Origin of the sequence: Aromatoleum sp. (assembly GCF_035254505.1) — a bacterium.
Taxonomy (GTDB): Bacteria; Pseudomonadota; Gammaproteobacteria; order Burkholderiales; family Rhodocyclaceae; genus Aromatoleum.
This window is the reverse complement of the sequence record NZ_DATFAO010000043.1, coordinates 62,383-83,336: the sequence shown is the minus strand read 5'-3', so window position 1 is coordinate 83,336 and position 20,954 is coordinate 62,383. Positions and strand designations below refer to the sequence as shown.

At 64.2% G+C, this 20,954-nt stretch carries 28 protein-coding genes; 10 read left to right on the top strand and 18 right to left on the bottom strand.

The features are described from left to right. Window positions 1-9: 9 nt before the first annotated feature. The 7 genes from nifX (at window position 10) to VJ673_RS06830 (ending at window position 3,029) form a co-directional block, all read left to right on the top strand. On the top strand, window positions 10-438 hold the full coding sequence (gene nifX / locus VJ673_RS06860; protein WP_324125306.1) for a nitrogen fixation protein NifX: 429 nt from the start codon (window positions 10-12) through the stop codon (window positions 436-438). Continuing rightward, window positions 431-904 carry a NifX-associated nitrogen fixation protein gene (locus tag VJ673_RS06855; RefSeq protein ID WP_324125305.1) on the top strand — a complete coding sequence of 158 codons (474 nt, stop codon included), beginning with the start codon at window positions 431-433 and terminating at the stop codon, window positions 902-904. Before nifX ends, VJ673_RS06855 begins: the two co-directional genes overlap by 8 nt. Before the next feature lie 8 nt (window positions 905-912). Then, window positions 913-1,101, top strand: coding sequence for a CCE_0567 family metalloprotein (locus tag VJ673_RS06850; protein WP_324125304.1), 189 nt, complete (start codon window positions 913-915; stop codon window positions 1,099-1,101). Between the two features lie 28 nt (window positions 1,102-1,129). After that, window positions 1,130-1,429 (top strand): ferredoxin III, nif-specific, encoded by a 300-nt coding sequence (gene fdxB, locus VJ673_RS06845; RefSeq protein ID WP_324125303.1) that lies wholly within the window; start codon window positions 1,130-1,132, stop codon window positions 1,427-1,429. Between the two features lies 1 nt (window position 1,430). Next, entirely contained in the window at window positions 1,431-1,865 is a 435-nt protein-coding gene (locus VJ673_RS06840; protein ID WP_324125302.1) for a nitrogen fixation protein NifQ, read from the top strand. A 40-nt stretch (window positions 1,866-1,905) separates the two neighbouring features. Continuing rightward, window positions 1,906-2,289, top strand: a complete 384-nt coding sequence (locus VJ673_RS06835; protein ID WP_324125301.1) for a NifB/NifX family molybdenum-iron cluster-binding protein — start codon at window positions 1,906-1,908, stop codon at window positions 2,287-2,289. A gap of 86 nt (window positions 2,290-2,375) precedes the next feature. Then, the gene (locus tag VJ673_RS06830) at window positions 2,376-3,029 is read left to right on the top strand and encodes a dioxygenase family protein (protein WP_324125300.1); all 654 of its coding nucleotides are present in this window, start codon (window positions 2,376-2,378) and stop codon (window positions 3,027-3,029) included. 15 nt (window positions 3,030-3,044) lie between these two features. On the opposite strand, the gene nifW is transcribed toward VJ673_RS06830, so the two are convergent. From nifW to VJ673_RS06805, 5 genes are all read right to left on the bottom strand, one after another. Beyond that, window positions 3,045-3,371 carry a nitrogenase stabilizing/protective protein NifW gene (gene nifW, locus VJ673_RS06825; protein WP_324125299.1) on the bottom strand — a complete coding sequence of 109 codons (327 nt, stop codon included), beginning with the start codon at window positions 3,369-3,371 and terminating at the stop codon, window positions 3,045-3,047. After that, on the bottom strand, window positions 3,368-4,504 hold the full coding sequence (gene nifV / locus VJ673_RS06820) for a homocitrate synthase (protein WP_324125298.1): 1,137 nt from the start codon (window positions 4,502-4,504) through the stop codon (window positions 3,368-3,370). The genes nifW and nifV overlap by 4 nt, the downstream gene beginning before the upstream one ends. A gap of 256 nt (window positions 4,505-4,760) precedes the next feature. Next, window positions 4,761-5,654, bottom strand: a complete 894-nt coding sequence (gene sucD / locus VJ673_RS06815) for a succinate--CoA ligase subunit alpha (protein ID WP_169258500.1) — start codon at window positions 5,652-5,654, stop codon at window positions 4,761-4,763. An 11-nt stretch (window positions 5,655-5,665) separates the two neighbouring features. After that, window positions 5,666-6,826 (bottom strand): ADP-forming succinate--CoA ligase subunit beta, encoded by a 1,161-nt coding sequence (sucC, locus tag VJ673_RS06810; protein ID WP_324125297.1) that lies wholly within the window; start codon window positions 6,824-6,826, stop codon window positions 5,666-5,668. A gap of 262 nt (window positions 6,827-7,088) precedes the next feature. Then, window positions 7,089-7,643, bottom strand: a complete 555-nt coding sequence (locus VJ673_RS06805) for a DUF2889 domain-containing protein (protein WP_324125296.1) — start codon at window positions 7,641-7,643, stop codon at window positions 7,089-7,091. A 246-nt stretch (window positions 7,644-7,889) separates the two neighbouring features. Here VJ673_RS06805 and VJ673_RS06800 point away from each other — a divergent pair, with 246 nt between their 5' ends. Beyond that, window positions 7,890-9,683, top strand: a complete 1,794-nt coding sequence (locus tag VJ673_RS06800; protein ID WP_324125295.1) for a type IV pilus assembly protein FimV — start codon at window positions 7,890-7,892, stop codon at window positions 9,681-9,683. Window positions 9,684-9,722: 39 nt separating this feature from the next. On the opposite strand, the gene VJ673_RS06795 is transcribed toward VJ673_RS06800, so the two are convergent. Beyond that, window positions 9,723-10,469 carry a Nif3-like dinuclear metal center hexameric protein gene (locus VJ673_RS06795; protein ID WP_324125294.1) on the bottom strand — a complete coding sequence of 249 codons (747 nt, stop codon included), beginning with the start codon at window positions 10,467-10,469 and terminating at the stop codon, window positions 9,723-9,725. A 73-nt stretch (window positions 10,470-10,542) separates the two neighbouring features. Here VJ673_RS06795 and VJ673_RS06790 point away from each other — a divergent pair, with 73 nt between their 5' ends. Next, complete coding sequence (locus VJ673_RS06790) at window positions 10,543-11,718, top strand: Do family serine endopeptidase (protein WP_324125293.1); 1,176 nt, start codon at window positions 10,543-10,545, stop codon at window positions 11,716-11,718. Window positions 11,719-11,724: 6 nt separating this feature from the next. Here VJ673_RS06790 and tatC read toward each other — a convergent pair whose 3' ends face one another. The 10 genes from tatC to hisB form a co-directional block, all read right to left on the bottom strand. Continuing rightward, complete coding sequence (gene tatC / locus VJ673_RS06785) at window positions 11,725-12,513, bottom strand: twin-arginine translocase subunit TatC (protein ID WP_324125292.1); 789 nt, start codon at window positions 12,511-12,513, stop codon at window positions 11,725-11,727. Then, window positions 12,510-13,046, bottom strand: coding sequence for a Sec-independent protein translocase protein TatB (gene tatB, locus VJ673_RS06780; RefSeq protein WP_324125291.1), 537 nt, complete (start codon window positions 13,044-13,046; stop codon window positions 12,510-12,512). The genes tatC and tatB overlap by 4 nt, the downstream gene beginning before the upstream one ends. A 103-nt stretch (window positions 13,047-13,149) precedes the next feature. Then, the gene (gene tatA / locus VJ673_RS06775; RefSeq protein ID WP_015434411.1) at window positions 13,150-13,380 is read right to left on the bottom strand and encodes a Sec-independent protein translocase subunit TatA; all 231 of its coding nucleotides are present in this window, start codon (window positions 13,378-13,380) and stop codon (window positions 13,150-13,152) included. Window positions 13,381-13,389: 9 nt separating this feature from the next. Continuing rightward, a complete protein-coding gene (locus VJ673_RS06770; protein WP_324125290.1) occupies window positions 13,390-13,737 on the bottom strand; it encodes a histidine triad nucleotide-binding protein in 348 nt (115 codons plus the stop codon). Between the two features lie 9 nt (window positions 13,738-13,746). After that, entirely contained in the window at window positions 13,747-14,073 is a 327-nt protein-coding gene (locus VJ673_RS06765; RefSeq protein ID WP_015434409.1) for a phosphoribosyl-ATP diphosphatase, read from the bottom strand. Further along, window positions 14,070-14,471: a phosphoribosyl-AMP cyclohydrolase gene (gene hisI / locus VJ673_RS06760; protein WP_324125289.1), complete on the bottom strand. Its 402-nt coding sequence runs from the start codon at window positions 14,469-14,471 to the stop codon at window positions 14,070-14,072. Before hisI ends, VJ673_RS06765 begins: the two co-directional genes overlap by 4 nt. Further along, window positions 14,468-15,226 carry an imidazole glycerol phosphate synthase subunit HisF gene (gene hisF, locus VJ673_RS06755; RefSeq protein WP_324125288.1) on the bottom strand — a complete coding sequence of 253 codons (759 nt, stop codon included), beginning with the start codon at window positions 15,224-15,226 and terminating at the stop codon, window positions 14,468-14,470. The genes hisI and hisF overlap by 4 nt, the downstream gene beginning before the upstream one ends. After that, on the bottom strand, window positions 15,226-15,975 hold the full coding sequence (gene hisA, locus VJ673_RS06750; RefSeq protein ID WP_324125287.1) for a 1-(5-phosphoribosyl)-5-[(5-phosphoribosylamino)methylideneamino]imidazole-4-carboxamide isomerase: 750 nt from the start codon (window positions 15,973-15,975) through the stop codon (window positions 15,226-15,228). Before hisA ends, hisF begins: the two co-directional genes overlap by 1 nt. Window positions 15,976-16,039: 64 nt before the next feature. Beyond that, window positions 16,040-16,678 carry an imidazole glycerol phosphate synthase subunit HisH gene (hisH, locus tag VJ673_RS06745; RefSeq protein ID WP_324125286.1) on the bottom strand — a complete coding sequence of 213 codons (639 nt, stop codon included), beginning with the start codon at window positions 16,676-16,678 and terminating at the stop codon, window positions 16,040-16,042. Between the two features lie 42 nt (window positions 16,679-16,720). Continuing rightward, window positions 16,721-17,308, bottom strand: coding sequence for an imidazoleglycerol-phosphate dehydratase HisB (gene hisB, locus VJ673_RS06740; protein ID WP_324125285.1), 588 nt, complete (start codon window positions 17,306-17,308; stop codon window positions 16,721-16,723). 163 nt (window positions 17,309-17,471) lie between these two features. On the opposite strand from hisB, the gene hisC reads away from it, so the two are divergent. Further along, a complete protein-coding gene (gene hisC / locus VJ673_RS06735) occupies window positions 17,472-18,542 on the top strand; it encodes a histidinol-phosphate transaminase (RefSeq protein ID WP_324125317.1) in 1,071 nt (356 codons plus the stop codon). 406 nt (window positions 18,543-18,948) lie between these two features. On the opposite strand, the gene hisD is transcribed toward hisC, so the two are convergent. Together hisD and hisG are read right to left on the bottom strand one after the other, a co-directional pair. Beyond that, window positions 18,949-20,262, bottom strand: coding sequence for a histidinol dehydrogenase (hisD, locus tag VJ673_RS06730; protein WP_324125284.1), 1,314 nt, complete (start codon window positions 20,260-20,262; stop codon window positions 18,949-18,951). After that, window positions 20,259-20,900, bottom strand: coding sequence for an ATP phosphoribosyltransferase (gene hisG, locus VJ673_RS06725; RefSeq protein WP_324125283.1), 642 nt, complete (start codon window positions 20,898-20,900; stop codon window positions 20,259-20,261). Before hisG ends, hisD begins: the two co-directional genes overlap by 4 nt. Window positions 20,901-20,954: the final 54 nt, after the last annotated feature.

Below are 20,954 nucleotides of genomic sequence, written 5' to 3'. Positions count from 1 at the left end.
GATTTCGGCATGAAAGTCGCCTTTGCCACCGAAAACCTGATCGACGTCGACGCCCACTTCGGCTGGGCGAAGAAGATCGCAATCTATGAAGTGCAGCCCGATTCGAGCCGGCTCGTCGAAGTCGTCGAGTTCTCCGGCGATCTCGCCGAGGACGGCAGCGAGGACAAGCTCGTGCCCAAGCTCGACGCCGTGCGCGACTGCGCGATGCTCTACGTCGCCGCGATCGGCGGCTCGGCCGCGGCGAAGGTCGTGAACCTGCGCGTGCATCCGGTCAAAGTGCCGACGCCGCAAGCCATCGCGACGATCATCGAGCGCCTGCAGGAAGTGCTCAAGGGCACGCCGCCGCCATGGCTGCGCAAGGTCCTGATGAAGGGCAAGGAACGCAACTTCGACTTTGATGTGGAGAGCGATACCGAGAGCGAGGCCGAACATGTCTGAGGTCCAGGCCCCCGACGACGCCGCGACCATCGTCGCGTCGCCCTTCCTGCACGAGCTCGTCAAGATGATGCGCGCACAGGACGGCTACGGCGCCTGGGATGGCAAGTCCGACGCCGAAGTGCTCGCGCCCTACGTCGTCGACAAGGCCGCCCGCAAGCTCATCCCGATCATCGACGATCCCGACCCGGACGTGCTGTGGCGCGTGGACATCTTCTACAACGCCGTCGGCATCGCCATCGAACGGCGCACGAGCTTCATCGCCGCGCCGATGATCAAGATCAACCACGAAGGCTTCGGCCGGGCGATCCTCTCCGCGGGCCGGCTCATCGTCTATTCGAAATACCACCGCGACCTGCACCGCTTCGGCTTCGACTCGCTACAGGCGCTCGGCGAAGCTGGCGACCGCATCATCGAGGACGCGGCCGCGATGGTCGCGCGCTTTCCCGACGTGGCGAATTTCGGCTGAGGCCGACCATGACGACCGACGAACTCAAGGCGCTCGTGAAGAAGCTCAACGCCCAGGCGACGCAGGCCAAGATGGATCTCCACGATCTCTCCGAGGAACTGCCCATCGGCTGGGAGCGCATCCCCGAGCAGGCGCAGAAAACCTACGAAGCCTACGCCCGGCTCACCGAAGCGCGCAAACAGCTCGCCGCCGGCTGAGCGCCGACGATTCTTTCACGGAGCCCCCATGACCTATTTCACCGTCACCCTGCCCTCCGGCGTCGCCTGGACGCCCAACTTCATCGCCGCCATCAACCAGGAAAAATGCATCGGCTGCGGCCGCTGCTTCAAGACCTGCGCGCGCGAGGTGCTGCAGCTGATGGCCGTCGACGACGAAGGCGAGATGTTCGCGATCGAAGACGAGGACGACGACGAATACGAGAAGAAGGTGATGCACGTCGCGCACCCGGAGAACTGCGTCGGCTGCGAATCCTGCAACAACAACTGTACGCGACGCTGCATCTCCTACGCCCCCAAGGAGATGTGACATGCAGCCTGTCGCCTGGCTCGCGATGATCGACGCGCGCTGGAAGCCCGGCGGCAGTCTGGCCGAACCTGGCGAGCGCCACGAGGAATACCAGGACCTGCGTTGCCTGCTGCTCGACGGCGCGGTCGAACGCAGCAACGAGCTCGTCGCGCTCGCGGAGTGCATCGCCCGCGCGTGCATGGGTGAGGACCACCTCTGGCACGACCTCGGCCTGCCCTCGCGCGCCGAGCTCTCCGGCCTGCTGCAGGAGCACTTCAGCCGCCTCGCGCTCCTGAACGTCGGCGGCATGCGCTGGAAGAAGTTCTTCTACAAGCAGCTGTGCGAACAGGCCGGCATCAGCGTCTGCCGCGCCCCGTCCTGCGGCGTCTGCGCCCTTTACGGCGAATGCTTCGGCAACGAGGAACTGCCGCTCTTCGGCCTTGCGGCCCTGGTGTGAGCCCCGCGTCACCCTTTCCATTCTCCCGAGGACGCAGCCCATGAAAATCGCGATCGCCACCGACAACTTCAGCCAAGTCTCCGGCCACGCCGGTCAGGCGCATCACTGGCTGCTCTTCGACTGCCAGCCGGGCGAGTCCGTGCCTGCTGCTGAACGGATCGAGCTCGAACGCCGCCAGGTCTTCCACCATTGGGAATCCGACGCACCGCACCCGCTCGACACGGTCGAGATCATCATCGCCCGCAGCGCCGGCGACGGATTCCTGCGGCGAATGCAGAAGCGCGGCGTAAACGTCCTCCTCACCAGCGAAACCGACTCGCAACAAGCACTGCATAAGGTCCTCGCCGGCGAAGCCCTGCCCGACCCGCGCTGGGACGTGTCGCTGCTGCTATGCAGGCTGAAGGATCTCTTCTCGCGCCACTGACCCCGTCGTCCCGAGGCACTCTCGCGCCTTCGGAACCTGCCGACAGGCTGCGCATCGAATCCTCATTAGCCGTCGAGGAGAGGACGATGGATCAGCGCGCGCCGTACAACTACTTGCGTCGCCGCCTCGCACGCGGGCTCGCCGGCCTGCCGTTGCTGCCCCTGGCCGGCGGCCTCGCCACACCATCGGCGGCGCACGCGGCATTTCGCCCGACCCCCGAAGACGACCTCGGCCCCTTCTACCCGCCCGACTGGAGCGGCGACATCGACGCCGATCTGACCCGCCTCGCAGCCACACCCAATGCGGTGGCCGAAGGAAAGCGCCTGCGCCTTGCGGGCGTCGTCCGCGACACGACCGGCCGGCCGATTTCCGGCGCAACGGTCGAGATCTGGCAAGCCGACACGTACGGCCACTATCGCCATCCCGGCGTCGATCCGCGCACTCGCGATCCGGCTTTCCAGGGCTACGGTCGGGTGTTGACCGATGCGGAAGGCCGTTACGCCTTCCTCACGATCCTGCCCGGCAAGTACGGCACACGCCCCCCGCACATCCACTTCCGGATCGTCCGGCCGGGCCGACCGGAACTGGTGACCCAAATGTATTTCCGCGGCAACAACCGCGAAGGCAACGGGTATGCGCCTCCGGAACGCGAAGCGCTGACCGTCGACCTCGTCGGGCAGGAATACTCGGGCGAGATCACCCTCGCCGCGCACTTCGACCTCACCCTGTCCGGCAGCTGACGCTACCGGCCCCACTCAACCGGAGACCGCCCGCCGCAAACCACCGACCGCCACTCGGTGCTCCCCGCGCGCGGTCTGGAACACCTTGAACACCTTCTGCTCGACACCGCTGGACGCGACGAAATCCTCGTACGCCCGCGCGAGCATCTCGCGGCACGCCGCGCGCGCCTCCTCCCCCGACAGGCTCTCGAGCCCGCCCTGCTGCGCGAGGTACTGGTAGAAGCGCTTCAGGATGTGGAGGCGACTCACGCGCACCACGGCCGGGTCGTACGGCAGAGCGAAATAGTCGAGAAAGGCTTCGGCGCTCTCGAGCGCCTTCAGGTCGTCGATCAGCACGCTCATTGCATGGCTCCTTGGGAATTGGGTGCATGACACTCGCGATGGAATCGCATCAGGTCGCGCATTTCGGGATTGCGTTTGGTCCGGATGGCGAAGTCGCGCACGCGTTCGAGGATCAGGCGCGCGCGCTCCGCGTCGATGGCAAGGCCGAGTTCTCGGCAAGCATTGAGGACTGAGGCCGTCCCCGAATGCTTGCCCAGCACCAGCTGATGGCTGCGCCCGAGCTCGGCCGGATCGAAACTCTGGTAATTGCCCGCATCCTTGACGAGCCCGTCGACGTGGATGCCGGCTTCGTGCGTAAACACCCAACCACCGACAATCGGCTTGTTCGCCGCCACGGGCCGTCCCGAAGCCTCCGCCACCAGCTCCGAGATCACCGGCAATTGGCGCGAGTCGATCCCGATGTCGATCCCATGCAGATGACGCAGCGCCATCACCGCCTCTTCGAGCGCCGCGTTTCCCGCCCGCTCGCCGAGCCCGTTGACGGTTGTGCTGATGTGCGTCGCCCCGGCTCGCACAGCGGCCAGCGTATTGGCCGTCGCAAGCCCCAGGTCGTCGTGCGCGTGCATCTCGATGTCGAGGTCGCTCGCCGCGCGCAGTCGTGCGATCGCCTCGAAGGTCGTGAAGGGATCGAGCACGCCCAGAGTGTCCGCGTAGCGGAAACGCACCGCGCCGGCCGCCTGGGCCGTCTCCAGCACCCGGCACAGGAAGTCCGGATCGGCCCGCGACGCATCCTCGCCGCCGATCGACACCGTCAGCCCGCGCTCACGCGCCACGGCCACTGTCTCGCGCAACTGCTTCAGCGCCCAATCGCGGTCCCGGCCCAGCTTCCTCAGGATCTGCTGGTCCGACACCGGCAACGCGAGATGGATGATGTCGGCGCCGCAGGCCGCCGCCGCTTCGAGGTCGGTCACGCACAGCCGGCACCACACCATCAGCCGCGCCGACAACCTCAGCGCGACGATCGCCCGGATCACCTCGCGCTCGGCCTCGCCCATCGCCGGCACGCCGATCTCCATCTCGCGCACGCCCGCCGCCGCCAGCGCCTGCGCGATCGCGAGCTTCTCGTCCGCCGTAAACGCGACCCCGGCGGTCTGCTCGCCGTCCCGCAGCGTCGTGTCGTTGATCGTCACCATGATGGACCGTCCGCAGAGACAATAAGCCGTCACTGCAAGGACGATGCCACCTCTGCTGCGCTGCCGCAAAAACGGTAAAACTGCGTCCTGTTCGGCCTTTACGGCGCCACCGCCCCCCTAGGGGAGGCGCCGCCTGTGACAAGCCCCTGACAATTGGCCGAAACGCGACAAGCCGCCACGTTCCCTTACGGACATTCGCACGAAAAAAAAGCGCCGGACCAGCCGGCGCTTTTCTGTACAACGGAAGAAACAACGCTTACAGCATCGCCTTCAGCAGCTTGGCCATCTCGGACGGGTTGCGCGTCACCGTGAAGCCGCACTCTTCCATGATGGCGAGCTTGGCGTCGGCAGTGTCGGCACCGCCCGAGATCAGCGCACCGGCGTGGCCCATGCGCTTGCCGGCCGGCGCGGTCACGCCGGCGATGAAGCCGACGATCGGCTTCTTCATGTTGGCCTTGCACCACTGCGCGGCTTCCGCCTCGTCCGGACCGCCGATCTCGCCGATCATGATCACCGCGTCGGTGTCCGGATCGTCGTTGAACATGCGCATCACGTCGATGTGCTTCAGGCCGTTGATCGGGTCGCCGCCGATGCCGACCGCCGACGACTGGCCCAGACCGATTTCGGTCAGCTGAGCAACCGCTTCATAGGTCAGCGTGCCCGAACGCGACACGACGCCGATGCGGCCCTTGCGGTGGATGTGACCCGGCATGATGCCGATCTTGATTTCGTCCGGCGTGATCAGGCCCGGGCAGTTCGGTCCCAGCAGCAGCGTTTCCTTGCCGCCCTTAGCAACCTTTTCCTTCATCTTGTTGCGCACAACCAGCATGTCGCGGACGGGGATGCCTTCCGTGATGCAGATCGCCAGATCCAGGTTCGCCTCGCAGGCTTCCCAGATCGCGTCGGCGGCACCTGCCGGCGGCACATAGATCACGGACACGGTCGCGCCGGTTTCAGCGGCGGCTTCCTTCACCGAAGCGTAGATGGGGATATCGAAGATCTTCTCGCCCGCCTTCTTCGGATTCACGCCGGCAACGAAGCAGTTCTTGCCGTTCGCGTATTCCTGGCACTTCTCGGTGTGGAACTGCCCGGTCTTGCCCGTGATGCCCTGGGTGATGACCTTGGTGTCTTTATTGATCAGGATGGACATTCAAACTCTCCTTACTTGACCGCCGCGACGATCTTGGTCGCAGCTTCCGCCATCGTGTCGGCGGCGATGATCGGCAGGCCCGACTCGGCGAGGATCTTCTTGCCGAGGTCTTCGTTGGTGCCCTTCATGCGCACCACGAGCGGGACGGAGAGATTGACTTCCTTGGCTGCGGCGACCACGCCGGTGGCGATGGTGTCGCACTTCATGATGCCGCCGAAGATGTTCACGAGGATGCCCTTGACCTTGGGGTTCTTGAGCATGATCTTGAACGCTTCGGTGACCTTCTCGGTCGTCGCGCCGCCGCCGACGTCGAGGAAGTTGGCCGGCTCGGCGCCGAACAGCTTGATCGTGTCCATCGTGGCCATCGCGAGGCCGGCGCCATTCACCAGGCAGCCGATGTTGCCGTCGAGCGAGATGTAGGCGAGGTCGAACTTCGACGCTTCGATTTCGTCCGCGTCTTCTTCGTCGAAGTCACGGAAATCGACGATTTCGGGGTGACGGTAAAGCGCGTTCGAGTCGAAGTTGAACTTGGCGTCGAGCGCCTTGATGTTGCCGTTGCCTTCGAGGATCAGCGGGTTGATTTCCGCGAGCGAGGCATCGGTTTCCATGTAGCAGGTGTACAGGCGCTTCAGCGCATCGACCGCCTTCGCGACCGAAGCTTCCGGCACGCCGATACCACGGGCGAGGTTCTCCGCCTGCGCGTCGGTCAGGCCGACCAACGGGTCCACGAATTCCTTGAGGATCTTCTCAGGCGTGCTGTGCGCGACTTCCTCGATATCCATACCGCCTTCGGAGGAGGCCATCATCGCGACCTTCTGCGTGGCGCGGTCGGTCAGCGCAGCAACGTAGTATTCCTTCTTGATGTCGGCGCCTTCCTCGATCAGCAGGTTACGCACCTTCTGGCCTTCGGGGCCGGTCTGGTGGGTGATCAGCTGCATGCCGAGGATGTCGTTGGCGTACTGGCGCACTTCGTCCAGCGAGCGCGCGAGCTTCACGCCACCGCCCTTGCCGCGGCCACCGGCGTGGATCTGCGCCTTCACGACCCAGACCTTGCCGCCCAGTTCTTCAGCGGCCTTCACAGCACCATCCACCGACACGGTATGAAAACCGCGCGGCGTCACGACGCCATACTTCCTTAGTAGTTCTTTTGCCTGATACTCATGAATCTTCATGGTTGCCCTTCGATCGAAGTCGCGACGTGTTGGCCGCCGCGGACAGGTTGATGGGACGCTTCGGAGCTTCGCTCCACGACATACGCCGTCTCCCTCGACCGACGCATACCGCTGCCGACCGACATTGTGCCGACCAGCCCGACCTCATGACTCGCCCCCGAACCGGACGCAGCAGCCGCAAGATCGCGCGATTATAACCGGATTTGTGCAAAGCAGAATCGCCGGACCGGGCGCGACGAATGCCCTTTGCACCGGATCGCGCTCACTCCTGCCGCGGCGCGGCGCGATACCACTTGGGATAGTAGAGGCGTACCGTTTCACCGCTGCAGTCGAGCGCGTGGCAGCGATCGAGCTGAAAAGGCTTCTCGGCCGAGTCTTCGTTATCGCGCCGGAAAGTCGCGAAAGTCTGGATTGCGGCCGTGGGCAGGCTCGACAACAACTCGGTCAGATGCGAACACCCGCGGACGTCGGCGAACATTTCTCCGACGATGCGCCGGAAGCCTCGCACCAGATTCAGTCCGACCAGGCGCTGATAGTCGGGTCCGATCGTGTCGCAACCGCCGACGTAGGGGACCCAATCCGAACAGGCCTCGGCGTCGACAATGGTGAAATCGGCATCGAGCGTGACGCGCACGCGCATCTGGTGCACGGGGTCGCCCGCCTTGCGCACGCCGGACGCGAGCGGGTAATCGATTTCCTTCGTGTCGGTCAGACAGGCATCGAGCTCCAGCATCCCGTCCTCGCGGCGATAACCCTCGACGGAGATCTGGCGGACATGCACCTTCTGGCGCGCGCATTTGGGAGGAGAAAGCGGCATAGACGTACGCCAGCGTATGGAACTCGCCAAATGGTAACGCGAATCGACCTTGACACGCATCAGAAACGGAATTCCACTGAGCAGGCACACTCTGCGGCCAAACGTATCCCGTAAGCAGATGTGCACGCGTAAAATCCTTTGGTTTCACGGCCTCATGCGCTGGCGACATGCAAATTCGTTATAATCCTGCAATTATTTGATACAAGATGCGGGCTCAATCGCCCCTCACCGCCCAATGAGCGGACAATGAACCCAAAGCTGCGCCTGAATCCCGCCCACGCCGCATTGCTGGCATTGACGGCATCGCTAATGCTTCTTTCGTCCGAGACGAAGGCCATCGCATTGGGCGAGCCCGCCTTCATCTCGGAAGTCGGCCGTCCGCTGCATGTCGAGCTGCCACTGCTGGGAGGCGACCTGTCCAACGCCGTTGAATGCCTCCGCCTCGTGTCGGAAAAGGGAAGCGACGGCCTGCCGTGGGTCAAGAACGGGCGTCTCAACATCGCCACCCGCGGCAAGACGGCGCGCTTGGTCATCACGCATCCGGACGCCGTCTTCGAACCCGTCCTGCGACTCGCGATCGAAGACACTTGCGACGCACACCTGCGTCGCGACTACACGCTGCTACTCTCTTTCCCGTCAGCCGAACCAGCGCACGAAGCCTCGGTTGCCGCGGCGGCCGCTGAACAGTCGCGCTCAGAACCGCCCGCTGCGGAACCCGCGCGCAAGCGCGCCGCCCGCCCTTCAGGCGGCGCAGCGTCCGAAGGGCGCCCCGCGAGAAGATCGACCGCTCGGCAAGCCGCAAGTCCTGCCCAGGAAGCGCCTCCAGCCGGCGAGCACGACAAACCTCCGCCCGGGCGCGAGCAGGATCGGCTCGTCCTCGGCGGCGGCGTCGGTGAACCCGGAGGCGGGGAACTGCGTCTCAGCCGGCAACTCGACAGCCTGAGCCGACTAGGCAAGATCACGGATCAGGAACGCGACCAGCTCCGGCGCGAACAAGCGGTGGTGATGGAGATCGATCGCACCATCGTCGCCCAACTCGAGCTCAACGACCGCATCCGCAGGCTCGAAGAAATCCAGGCCAACATGGCCGCGCTGGAGCGGAAGATTGAAAGTCAGCCGCCCGCGCCTGAGCCTGCCGCGCCGCCGCCCGCGGAGAAGACTGTCGCCCGAGCCTCGTCATGGATCGTGCCCACGGCGGGATTCATCGCGCTGTCCACGGCGCTCGCGGCCGGCCTCCTGTGGCTCCGACGTCGCAACAGTAGTCAGGGCGTCGACCTCGACGCGGAGGACGAAGCCGCGGTCGAGCACTACATCGTTCCACAGCCGCAACGTCCGTCCTCCGTCGCCAGTGAGGCGCCTGAACTGCCGCCAGAGTTCACGGCGCCGGATATCGATCTCCACGAGGAAATGCCACGCCCCGCGGAGCGCGCTCCGCTCGGCTGGGAAACCGTCGCAAGCGTCCCCGAATCTGCCGCACCGCTCGCCCCAATCCAACCGATCGAAACGATCGACGACACGGCCGAGGAGCACGAATCGGCCATCGAATTGGCCGAGATCATGATGGGCTTCGGGCGCATTCAGGGCGCAGCGGAGACACTCGCCGAATTCATCGCCTCAAATCCGAAGCGGGCCGTCACGCCGTGGCTGAAGCTCCTCGAGGTGTATCGCGCCGCCAATCTGCGTCAGGAATTCGACGCCCTCGCCCAACAGCTCAACAAGACCTTCAACGTCAAGGCCGTCACCTGGGAGACCTTCGAGGAAGCGAAGCAATCGCGACACTCGATCGAACAGATGGCCCACATCTCGAGCAAGGTGCAGCGGATTTGGGGCACAGAGGAGTGCCAGGCCTACCTCGAGAAGCTGCTGCGCGACAACCGGGACGGCAAACGTGAGGGCTTCCCGCTCAGCGTGATCGACGAGATCCTGATGCTCGCCTCCGTGCTGGAAGATCAGCTCGGCCCCTATCGGCCCGAAAGCACGGACGTCCAAAACTCCGACCAGTGGGACGGCGAAGGGCACTCGGCCCAGGACGCCGCCTGAGCGCAGACCCTCCCCAGGAGAGGCGCGCGACCGTCGCGCTCAGACCGGATTGTCGAGGTCGACGAATTCGGCCGCCAAGCCGAAGGTGCGCTCGAGATACGCCGCGACCGCGCGGATGCCGTAGCGTTCGGTCGCGTGGTGCCCGGCGGCGACGAAGGGCACTCCCGATTCTCGCGCGAGATGCACGGTCTGCTCTGAAATCTCGCCTGAAACATACAAATCCGCTCCGGCGGCGATCGCCTGTTCGAAGTAGCCTTGAGCGCCGCCCGTGCACCACGCCACACGACGTACCATGCGGTCCGCGTCGCCGACCAGAAGCGGCTCGCGCCCCAAGCGTGCTGCCAGCGCCCGCGCGACGAGCCCCGCCGGCTCCACATTGGAGGGCCGGCCAATCCACCCGAGATCTTGCTCGCCGAACCGCCCTTCCCCACTCCAGCCGGCAAGCACGCCCAGTTGTGCATTGTTTCCCAGCGTCGGATGAGCGTCGAGCGGCAAGTGATAGGCGATAAGGTTGATATCGTGCTTCAGTAGCGCGGCGAGCCTACGCTTGCGGATGCCTGTCACACGCCCGTCTTCGCCGCGCCAGAAATAACCGTGGTGAACCAGCACCGCGTCATACGCACCTGCAATCGCCAGGTCGAGCAGTTGCTGACTGGCCGTGATACCGCAGAGGACGCGCTGCACTTCCGGCCGTCCTTCCACTTGCAGACCGTTTGGGGAATAATCCCGATACCGTGCGACCTCCAGCAGTTCATCCAGATGAGCGACCAGCTCGACGAGTTGCATACGGACTCCACTACAAAATACGAAGGCTGTCGGCGAAACCCGCAACGACGGCTCGCCCCGATCGAGCTACATTATGCGCCGCCTCTGGCTCATCTTTGCACAGGCCGTGACTATCAGCGTCGCGGTACTGTTCGTCCTGACGACGCTTAAGCCGGAATGGCTGCGCGGCAACGCGCCTTCGTCCGTAGTCGAGATCCTGCAGGCACCGCCCTTCACGTCCGAACACGAGGCGGCCGCACAGGGCTCCTACGCCGAAGCCGCCCGCCGCTCGATGCCGGCCGTGGTGCACATCTACACGGCGAAGGACGTCGCTCGCCCCCGTCACCCACTGCTCGATGATCCGGTTTTCCGTCATTTCTTCGGCGACCGCCAGGATAATGGCCCGACCCAGCGCGCAGCCGGCCTGGGATCCGGCGTGATTGCCAGCAGTGAAGGCTTCGTACTGACCAACAATCACGTGATCGACGGCGCAGACGAGATCGAAGTCGCACTCAACGACGGCCGCAAATTCCCAGCCACACTCGTCGGCCGCGACCCTGAAACCGACCTCGCCGTACTCAAGCTCAAAGGGCCCGGCGCGCTCCCGGCGATCACCTTCGCCGCACAGGATGCCGTGGAAGTCGGCGACGTCGTGCTCGCGATCGGCAATCCCTTCGGCGTCGGGCAGACCGTGACGATGGGAATCGTCTCGGCGCTCGGGCGCAGCCAGCTCGGGATCAACACCTTCGAAAATTACATCCAGACCGACGCAGCGATCAATCCCGGCAATTCCGGCGGAGCGCTGGTCGACAACCACGGCAACCTCGTCGGGATCAACACCGCGATCTACTCGCGCTCGGGCGGATCGCTCGGAATCGGCTTCGCGATCCCGGTTTCGATCGCACGCAACGTCCTCGAACAGTTGGTCGCCAACGGGCAAGTCACTCGCGGCTGGATCGGCGTCGAGATCCAGGAGATCACGCCCGAGCTCGCAGAATCCTTCGGCATTGCGGGCACTCGCGGCGCGCTGATCGCCGGCGTGCTGCGCGACAGTCCGGCGGAACGCGCCGGCATTCGGCCAGGCGACGTGCTGACTGCCGTCGAGGGCCGCACGATCCAGGACCCGCGCGGGATGCTGGAGATGGTGGCTAATCTGCGACCCGGGCGTAACGCACAGTTCCATCTGCGCCGCGCCGAAGCCGAACTCGATCTCGCCGTCGAAATCGGGCGCCGGCCGGCGCCGGCCCCTGCGCCGACGGCCGAACGCTGACCTCGGTCAGCTCGCGTCCGGCCCGGTATTGCCGATCCGCTCAAGCGGCTCTTCGCCGCCTTCGATCTCCGACGCGTCGCTGCCCTTGGCGACGAAGCGCGAGATGATGATTCCCAACTCGTACAGCAGACACATCGGGATCGCCAGCAGGCACTGCGAGACGACGTCGGGCGGCGTCACCACGGCCGCGACGATGAAGGCGCCGACGATCACATAAGGACGTGCCTCGACCAATTTGGCAATGCCGACGACACCGGTTTTCACGAGCAGAATGACCGCCACCGGGACCTCGAAGGTCAGCCCGAAGGCGATGAACATCGTCATCACGAAGGACAGATATTGCTCGATGTCCGGCGCCGGCACGATGCTCTTCGGAGCGAAGTTCGCAATGAACTTGAAGACCGTACCGAAAACGAAGAAGTAGCAGAACGCCATCCCGAGCATGAACAGGACCGTCGAACCAAACACCAGCGGCAACGCAAATCGCCGCTCGTGTGCGTAGAGCCCGGGTGCAACGAAGGCCCATACTTGATACAGCACGACGGGCAGCGCCGCGACAAACGCGACCAGCATCGTGACCTTGACCGGAACGAAGAACGGCGTCACGACGCCGGTCGCGATCATGTGCGTTCCCTCGGGCAGGGTCCGCATCATCGGCAGCGCGAGCAGGTCGTAGATGTCGCTCGCCCAAGGCATCAGGCACACGAACACCACGACTACCGCGAGGATGGCACGCAGCAAGCGGTCCCGCAGCTCGACGAGGTGCGAAATGAAGGTTTCCTGCAGCTCGCTCATGCCTTTTCCTTGGGTTGAGCGGGCGCGGGAGCAGCGCCGGTCTCGAAGCCGAAATCCATTTGCCGGCTGTCGACTTCGGGTTGCTCGGCGAGCGGGACAGCCTCAGCCGTGTCGGGCGCCGGCGACGCCACCGCAGGCGCAGACTGATTTTCAGTCGCGACAGGAGCCGGTATCTCACCAGGGACGGGCGCGCTGGGAGTCGGCTGCTTCAGCGCTGCCTCGTCGACTGCGGCCGCGACCGGCGCCGCCGCTTCCGCGGCCACTTTGCCCAGATCGGTCTCGACCTTGTCGACACCCTCCCGGAAGGAGGATTCGAGCTGGCGGGCCTGCTGTTCGACCTGCTGCTGCAGCTTCTTCAACTCCTCGAGTTGCATTTCACGCTGGATATCCGACTTCACGTCAGAAACGTAGCGCTGAAAACGACCGAGCAGGTGGCCGACGGTGCGCGCCACCTTCGGCAGGCGCTCAGGCCCGACGACGATCAGCGTCACGACGGCGATGACTACGATTTCGGAAAAACCAAGATCGAACATGGATTGGGTGCCTGTTCAGGCAAAGACATGATGGCGCGGACGCTACCAAAACGAAGGGGCGCACGCCCGGCGCCCCCTGTGACTAGTATCGGCCGTGCAGGAATCAGGAATTGACCTTGTCGGACTTTTCGCGCGCCTGACCTTCGAGGGTTTCCCCGCCAGCGATCTTCTGCGGATTGTCGCCCGCAGGCCGATCCGCTTCGCGCATGCCTTCCTTGAAGCCTTTCACTGCACCGCCCAGATCCTGGCCGATGTTGCGAAGCTTCTTCGTACCGAACACCAGCACGACGATGACCAGGACGATCAGCCAGTGCCAGATGCTGAATGAACCCATACTGCCTCCTTAATACTTCACCATGGCCGGAAGCACCTCCGGACCACCCACGACGTGGACGTGCAGATGATACACCTCCTGCCGTCCGACCTTGCCCGTGTTGATAATCGTTCGATACCCGTTTGCGCAACCAGTTTCACGCGCGACCTGCGCCGCGACCGTCATGGCCCGCCCCATCACCTCGGCGTGCTCGGGCTGCAACTCCGCCATCGACGGAATGTGAAGCTTGGGAATCACGAGAAAATGGACCGGTGTTACCGGGCGGATGTCATGAAAGGCGACGACGAGATCGTCTTCGTAAATTTTCTTGGCGGGGATCTCGCCGGCGGCAATCTTGCAGAAGATGCAGTCGCTCATGACATCACCTCAGGCCGTGGTACGGGACTTCTTCTCGTCGATCCCCGACACCCCTTCGCGGCGCCGGAATTCCGCCAGGACGTCGTCGACCGACAGGCCGAAATGCGACAGCAGCACCATCGAATGGAACCACAGGTCAGTCACTTCCCAGACGACGTGCAGCATGTCCTTGTCCTTGGCCGCCATGATCGTCTCGGCAGCCTCCTCGGCGACCTTCTTGCAGATCGCGTCGGTCCCCTTCGCATACAGACTGGACACGTAGGACGAGTCGGGACTTGCCTTCTTGCGCTCGGCGAGCGTAGCGGCGACGCGGTGCAGCACTTCGATATCGATCATTTGTAGATATCCTTCGGATCTTTCACCACGGGATCGACGGCAGCCCAAGAGCCGTCGGCCAGGTAACGCTGGAAAAAGCAGCTGTGTCGGCCGGTGTGGCAGGCGATTCCGCCGATCTGTTCGATCTTCAGCAGCACCACGTCGTTATCGCAGTCGATGCGGATCTCCAGCACCTTCTGGACGTGACCGGACTCTTCGCCCTTGTGCCACAGCTTGCGGCGCGAGCGCGACCAGTAGATCGCCTCGCCGGATTCGGCCGTACGCTGCAGCGCATCGCGGTTCATCCATGCGAACATCAGCACGTCGCCGGAGGAGGCCTCCTGGGCGATGACCGGCACCAAGCCTTGGTCGTCCCAACGAATGTCGTTGAGCCAGCGCGGCGAGTGCGGCGCAATCATAGTCTGACCTCGATCCCGCGACTGCGCATGAGTTCCTTCGCCTCGCGCACCGTGTGCTGTCCGAAATGGAAAATGCTGGCGGCGAGCACGGCGTCGGCGCGGCCTTCCGTGACCCCTTCGGCGAGGTGTTCGAGATTGCCCACACCGCCACTGGCGATCACCGGGATGGGCACAGCGTCGGCCACTGCGCGCGTCAGCGCGAGATCGAAGCCGATCTTGGTGCCGTCGCGGTCCATGCTCGTCAGCAGGATTTCACCTGCACCGAGTGCTGCGACCTTCTTCGCCCACTCGATCGCGTCCAGCCCCGTGTTGTTGCGACCGCCGTGAGTGAACACCTGCCACTTGCCGGGCGCGGTCTGCTTCGCGTCGATCGCGACCACGATGCACTGGCTGCCCACCTTGCCCGACGCGTCGGCAACGACCTGCGGGTTATTGACGGCCGCGGTATTGATGCTGACCTTGTCCGCTCCCGCGTTGAGCAGCCGGCGCACGTCTTCCACGGTGCGCACGCCACCGCCTACGGTCAGCGGAATGAAGACCTGCTCGGCCACCTGCTCGACGACATGGAAGATCGTGTCACGCGCATCCGAGCTCGCCGTGATGTCGAGGAAGGTGATCTCGTCGGCACCCTGCTCGTCGTAGCGACGCGCGATCTCGACGGGGTCCCCAGCGTCACGCAACTCGACGAAGTTGACGCCCTTGACGACCCGGCCAGCGTTGACGTCGAGACAGGGGATGATCCGCTTGGCAAGCATCAGGCGGTTTCACCGCTGAGTTCGTCTGCACGCGCCTGCGCTGCGGCGAAGTCGAGCGAGCCTTCGTAGATCGCACGGCCCGTAATCGCACCGGTGATCCCCTCCGACTCGACGGCGCACAGTGCATCGATGTCAGCGAGACTGGCAATGCCGCCGCTGGCGATGACCGGGATGCGCAGCGCGCGCGCAAGGCGCACGGTGGCTTCGACGTTCACGCCCGACAGCATGCCGTCGCGGCCGATGTCGGTGTAGATGACGGCTTCGACGCCATAGTCCTCGTATTTCTTTGCGAGATCGACGACGTCGTGTCCGGTCATCTTCGACCAGCCATCGACCGCGACCTTGCCGTCCTTCGCATCGAGCCCGACGATGATGTGGCCGGGGAAGGCGCCACAGGCATCATGCAGAAAACCGGGGTTCTTCACCGCGGCGGTGCCGATGATGACGTACGAGATGCCGTTGTCGAGGTAGTGTTCAATGGTGTCGAGATCACGGATGCCGCCGCCGAGCTGCACCGGGAGATCATCGCCCACTTCGTCGACAATCGTGCGGATCGCGGCACCATTCTTCGGCTTGCCGGCGAACGCACCGTTGAGATCCACGAGGTGCAGGCGCCGCGCCCCGAGATTGACCCAGTGGCGCGCCATGGCGGCCGGATCGTCGGAAAACACGGTGGCATCGTCCATTTCGCCCTGTTTGAGGCGGACACAATGACCGTCCTTGAGATCGATAGCGGGAATCAGCAGCATACGGGGAGAGAATGAAAGTCAGGTATGGAAGGGGGTTCGCCGCAGACCTTCGCCCGAAGGCAGGTCACGGCGCCCAGGACATGAAGTTCGCCAACAACCGCAGGCCTACGTGTGCGCTCTTTTCGGGGTGGAACTGAACCGCAAAGATGTTATCCCGTGCCACTGCACTGGTAAACATCAATCCATATTCGGTTTGGGCCGCGGTGAGGGCAGATTGCTCGGGCACGACGAAATAGCTGTGCACGAAGTAGAAGCGCTCGCCGTCGGGAATGCCCGCCCAGAGCGGATGCTCGCCGCATTGACGCACTTCGTTCCAGCCCATGTGAGGCACTTTCAGACGTGCGCCGTCGGGGGCGACCATCTTCGCGTCCGGAAAGCGTACGACGCGGCCAGGCAGGATGCCCAGACCTGGCACATCGCCTTCCTCGCTGTGTTCGAACAGCATCTGCTGCCCGATGCAGATGCCAAGAAAAGGCTTGGAGGCGGCCGCCTCGAGCACCGCCGTGCGCAGCCCGCGCAGGTCGAGTTCGTGCATGCAGTCGGGCATCGCGCCCTGACCGGGGAAGACCACGCGTCCGGCCGCGGCAACGACCGCAGGATCGGAGGTCACGACGACCTCCTTGCCGGGCGCAACATGTTCGACCGCCTTGGCAACCGAACGCAGATTGCCCATGCCGTAGTCGATGATGGCTACGTCGCTCATCGCGGAATCGCTCGTAAGGGGTTCGAAGGAATCAGTAGGAGCTCAGAGGGCGCCCTTGGTCGAGGGAATCACGCCGGCGACACGCTCGTCGCGCTCAGCGGCCATGCGCAATGCGCGACCGAAGGCCTTGAAAATGGTCTCGCACTGGTGGTGAGCGTTGTCGCCGCGCAGGTTGTCGATATGCACGGTCACGCCAGCATGATTGACGAAGCCTTGGAAGAATTCGCGCGCGAGATCGACGTCGAAGTTGCCGATGCGCGCACGGGTGTAGTCGACGAAGTAGTGCAGCCCGGGACGGCCCGAGAAGTCGACGACCACGCGCGACAGCGCTTCGTCGAGCGGCACGTAGGCGTGGCCGTAGCGGCGGATGCCCTTCTTGTCACCTAGGGCCTTCGCAAAGGCTTGGCCCAGCGTGATGCCGACATCTTCGACGGTGTGATGGTCGTCGATATGGGTATCGCCTTCGGCCTTGATGTCGAGGTCGATCGCGCCGTGACGGGAGATCTGGTCGAGCATGTGGTCGAAGAACGGCACTCCGGTGGCGAGACTGGCCTTGCCGCTGCCGTCCAGGTCGATGCGGACGGTGATCCGGGTTTCCAGGGTGTCGCGTGTGACTTCGGCTTGCCGCATGAGAATCTGACGAAAAAGGTTGAACAGGGATGCCTGCGGGCATCGTTCTCGCAGCATGATACCATCGGCTGCCGGTCGCGCTGCAATGACGGTCACCGACCGTTACGACCGTACGGCAGGCGGCGACGCCCTCCTTCGATATCCACCCGCAACCGATCCGACGATGAGCCAATACTGGAGTGCCGTGGTCCACGGCTTGACCCCTTACGTTCCGGGCGAACAGCCCAAAATTGCGAACCTGATCAAGCTCAACACCAACGAACATCCGTACGGGCCTTCACCGCGCGCGATCGAGGCGATCCGGGCGGAGGCGTCGGATGCTCTGCGGCTATATCCGGACCCGACTTCGGAGCGGCTGAAAGTCGCGATCGCCGCCCGTCACGACATCACGCCGAAGCAGGTCTTCGTTGGTAACGGCTCCGACGAGGTGCTGGCACACGCGTTCATGGCGTTGCTGAAGCACGATCGCCCGCTGCGCTTTCCGGATATTTCGTACAGCTTTTATCCCGTGTATTGCGGGCTCTACGGGATCAACTTCGAGACGGTCCCGCTCGACGAGAATTTGGCGATTCGCACGGAGGACTATCTGCCGAACGGCGGTGATGCCGCGGGTGGCATCATTTTCCCGAATCCGAATGCACCGACAGGCCGGGCGCTATCGCTCGACGAGATCGAGCACATCGTCACATCGAATCCCCAGTGCGTGGTGGTGATCGACGAGGCGTATGTGGATTTCGGCGGTGAAACCGCGATTCCGCTGGTCGATCGTTATCCGAACCTGCTGGTGGTACAGACCCTTTCGAAGTCGCGGTCGCTGGCGGGCTTGCGGGTCGGCTTTGCGATGGGGCATCCGGCACTGATCGAGGCGCTTGATCGGGTCAAAGACAGCTTCAACTCGTATCCGCTGGATCGGCTGGCGATCGTCGGCGCGGTGGCAGCGATCGAGGACGAGGAGTATTTCGACCGCACCCGTCGCGCAGTCATGGCGACACGTGAACAGCTGGTCGCGGACCTAGCCTCGGTGGGTTTTGAGGTACTCCCTTCGACGGCGAATTTTGTGTTTGCGACCCATCCGACGCGCGATGCGGGGGAGCTTGCGGCGGAATTGCGCAAACGGGCGATCATCGTGCGGCACTTCCGCCAGCCGCGGATCGAGCAGTTCCTGCGGATTACGGTCGGGACAGACGAGCAGTGCGGCGCTTTGATTACCGCGCTGCGTGAGATTCTGGGGTAAGGGCAGTTCTTCGGGCGGGGGATGTGGCTTCGACCCGCCCCCTTCGCGGGGTATTCCGCGGCTCATTGGCGCAGCCTCGCCACGAAATACCCCACGAAGGGGCTAGGCGTGAGTGGAGATGATGCCCTCACGGCAATTTGCGCGCGCCTTATTTAGCCGGCCGCACAATATTATTTGGGCCGAGCCCGTCGAGGCCCTGTCAACGTCAGCCGGGTGCCTCACGGGGAACCGCTGCATTTCCCCGCCAGCTTAGTAATTTAGCGGCACGCGTTACAACTTCAGTCGCTTAAACCCAGAACCAAGGCAGCGCCCGACGTGGTGGCTTTCGGGGCGAGGCGTCCGCTTGCGCCAACGAGCACCGGAAGCCACCGCGGCGGGCGCGGTTTAGCTCCCGGACCAGCAACAATTACTCGCGCAAGCGCATCTCAGCCGAGCGCGCGTGCGCCTGCAGCCCCTCGCCATGCGCGAGCGTCGAAGCAACACGCCCCAGCGTCTGCGCCCCGGCTTCGGAAATCTGGATGATGCTCGTCCGCTTCTGAAAGTCATAGACACCCAGCGGCGACGAGAAACGCGCACTGCGCATGGTCGGCAGGACGTGATTGGGCCCAGCGCAGTAGTCGCCCAACGCCTCGACCGACCAATGGCCGACGAAAATCGCACCGGCGTGGCGAATGCGGTCGATCCAGGCTTCCGCGTTATCCATCGACAGCTCGAGGTGTTCCGGCGCGATGCGGTTGGCGATCGTGCAAGCCTGCTCGACGCTCTCGACGTGGATCAGTGCGCCACGATTCGCGAGCGAGGCGGCGATCGTCTCGCGGCGAGGCATCGTCGGCAGCAGGCGCTCGATCGATGCGTAGACGGCATCGATAAAGCCAGCGTCAGTGCAGAGCAGGATCGACTGCGCGAGCTCGTCGTGCTCGGCCTGGGCGAAGAGGTCCATCGCGACCCAGTCGGCGTGGCCGCTGCCGTCGGAGATGACCAGCACTTCGGAGGGACCGGCGACCATGTCGATGCCGACCGTGCCAAAGACGCGACGCTTGGCTTCGGCGACATAGGCATTGCCCGGGCCAACAATCTTGTCGACCTGCGGCATGGTCTGCGTGCCGTAGGCGAGCGCAGCGACGGCCTGCGCGCCGCCGATCGTGAACACGCGATCGACACCGGTGATCGCCGCAGCCGCGAGCACGAGCGGATTCTTCTCGCCGTTCGGCGTCGGCACGACCATGATCAGTTCGCCCACCCCCGCGACCTTGGCAGGAATGGCATTCATCAGCACGGAGCTGGGGTAGGACGCACGGCCGCCGGGCACGTACAGGCCCACGCGATCGAGCGACGTGACCTTCTGGCCGAGACGCGTGCCGTCGGCCTCGGTGTAGTCCCACGACTCGGCGCGCTGGCGCTCGTGGTAGATGCGGACGCGGTCGGCCGCGATGCGCAGGGCTTCGCGCTGCTCGACCGTCAGGCTGTCGAGCGCCGCCTTCAGCTCGGACTTCGGCAGTTCGAGTTCCGCCATCGAACTCACGTCGAGGCGGTCGAAGCGGCGAGTGTATTCGATGACCGCCGCGTCGCCGGTCGTGCGCACGGCACCCAGAATTTCGGTGACCGCGAAATCGATGCGCGCATCGGCCGAACCTTCGAAGGCCAGCAGTGCGTCGAGAGTCGACAGGAATTCGGGATCGCGCGCGTCGAGGCGGCGAATGGTCGCGGCGTCAGCAGTCATTTCACGGCTCCGGCAAAGGCGTCCAGCACTGGCTGGATCAGTTCGCGCTTGAGCTTGAGCGAGGCCTGATTGACGATCAGGCGCGAGCTGATAGGCATGATCTCCTCGACTTCCTCGAGGTTGTTGGCACGCAGCGTGCTGCCGCTCGAGACGAGGTCGACGATCGCGTCGGCGAGACCCACGAGCGGCGCGAGTTCCATCGAACCGTACAGCTTGATCAAGTCGACGTGCACACCCTTCTCGGCGAAGTGCGCCTTGGCGCTGTTGATGTACTTCGTGGCAACGCGGACACGTCCACCGGGGTGCGTCGCGGCAGCGTAGTCGAAACCTTTCTGGGTCGCGACGCACAGGCGGCACTTCGCGATGTTCAGGTCGAGCGGCTGGTACAGCCCTGCCCCGCCGTGTTCGAGCAGCACGTCCTTGCCGGCAATGCCCAGATCCGCCGCACCGTACTGCACGTAGGTCGGGGTGTCCGTTGCGCGCACGATGACGAGCCGCACGTCGGGCCGGTTCGTACCGATGATGAGCTTGCGCGAGGTTTCCGGGTTGTCGGTCGGCGTGATGCCGGCTGCCGCGAGCAAGGGCAGCGTTTCCTCGAAGATGCGGCCCTTGGACAGGGCGAGGGTGATGCTGGACACGAAAGGTGCCTCGGGAAAATTCGGATCGGTATTGTAACCCGGAGCGGCGCCCCG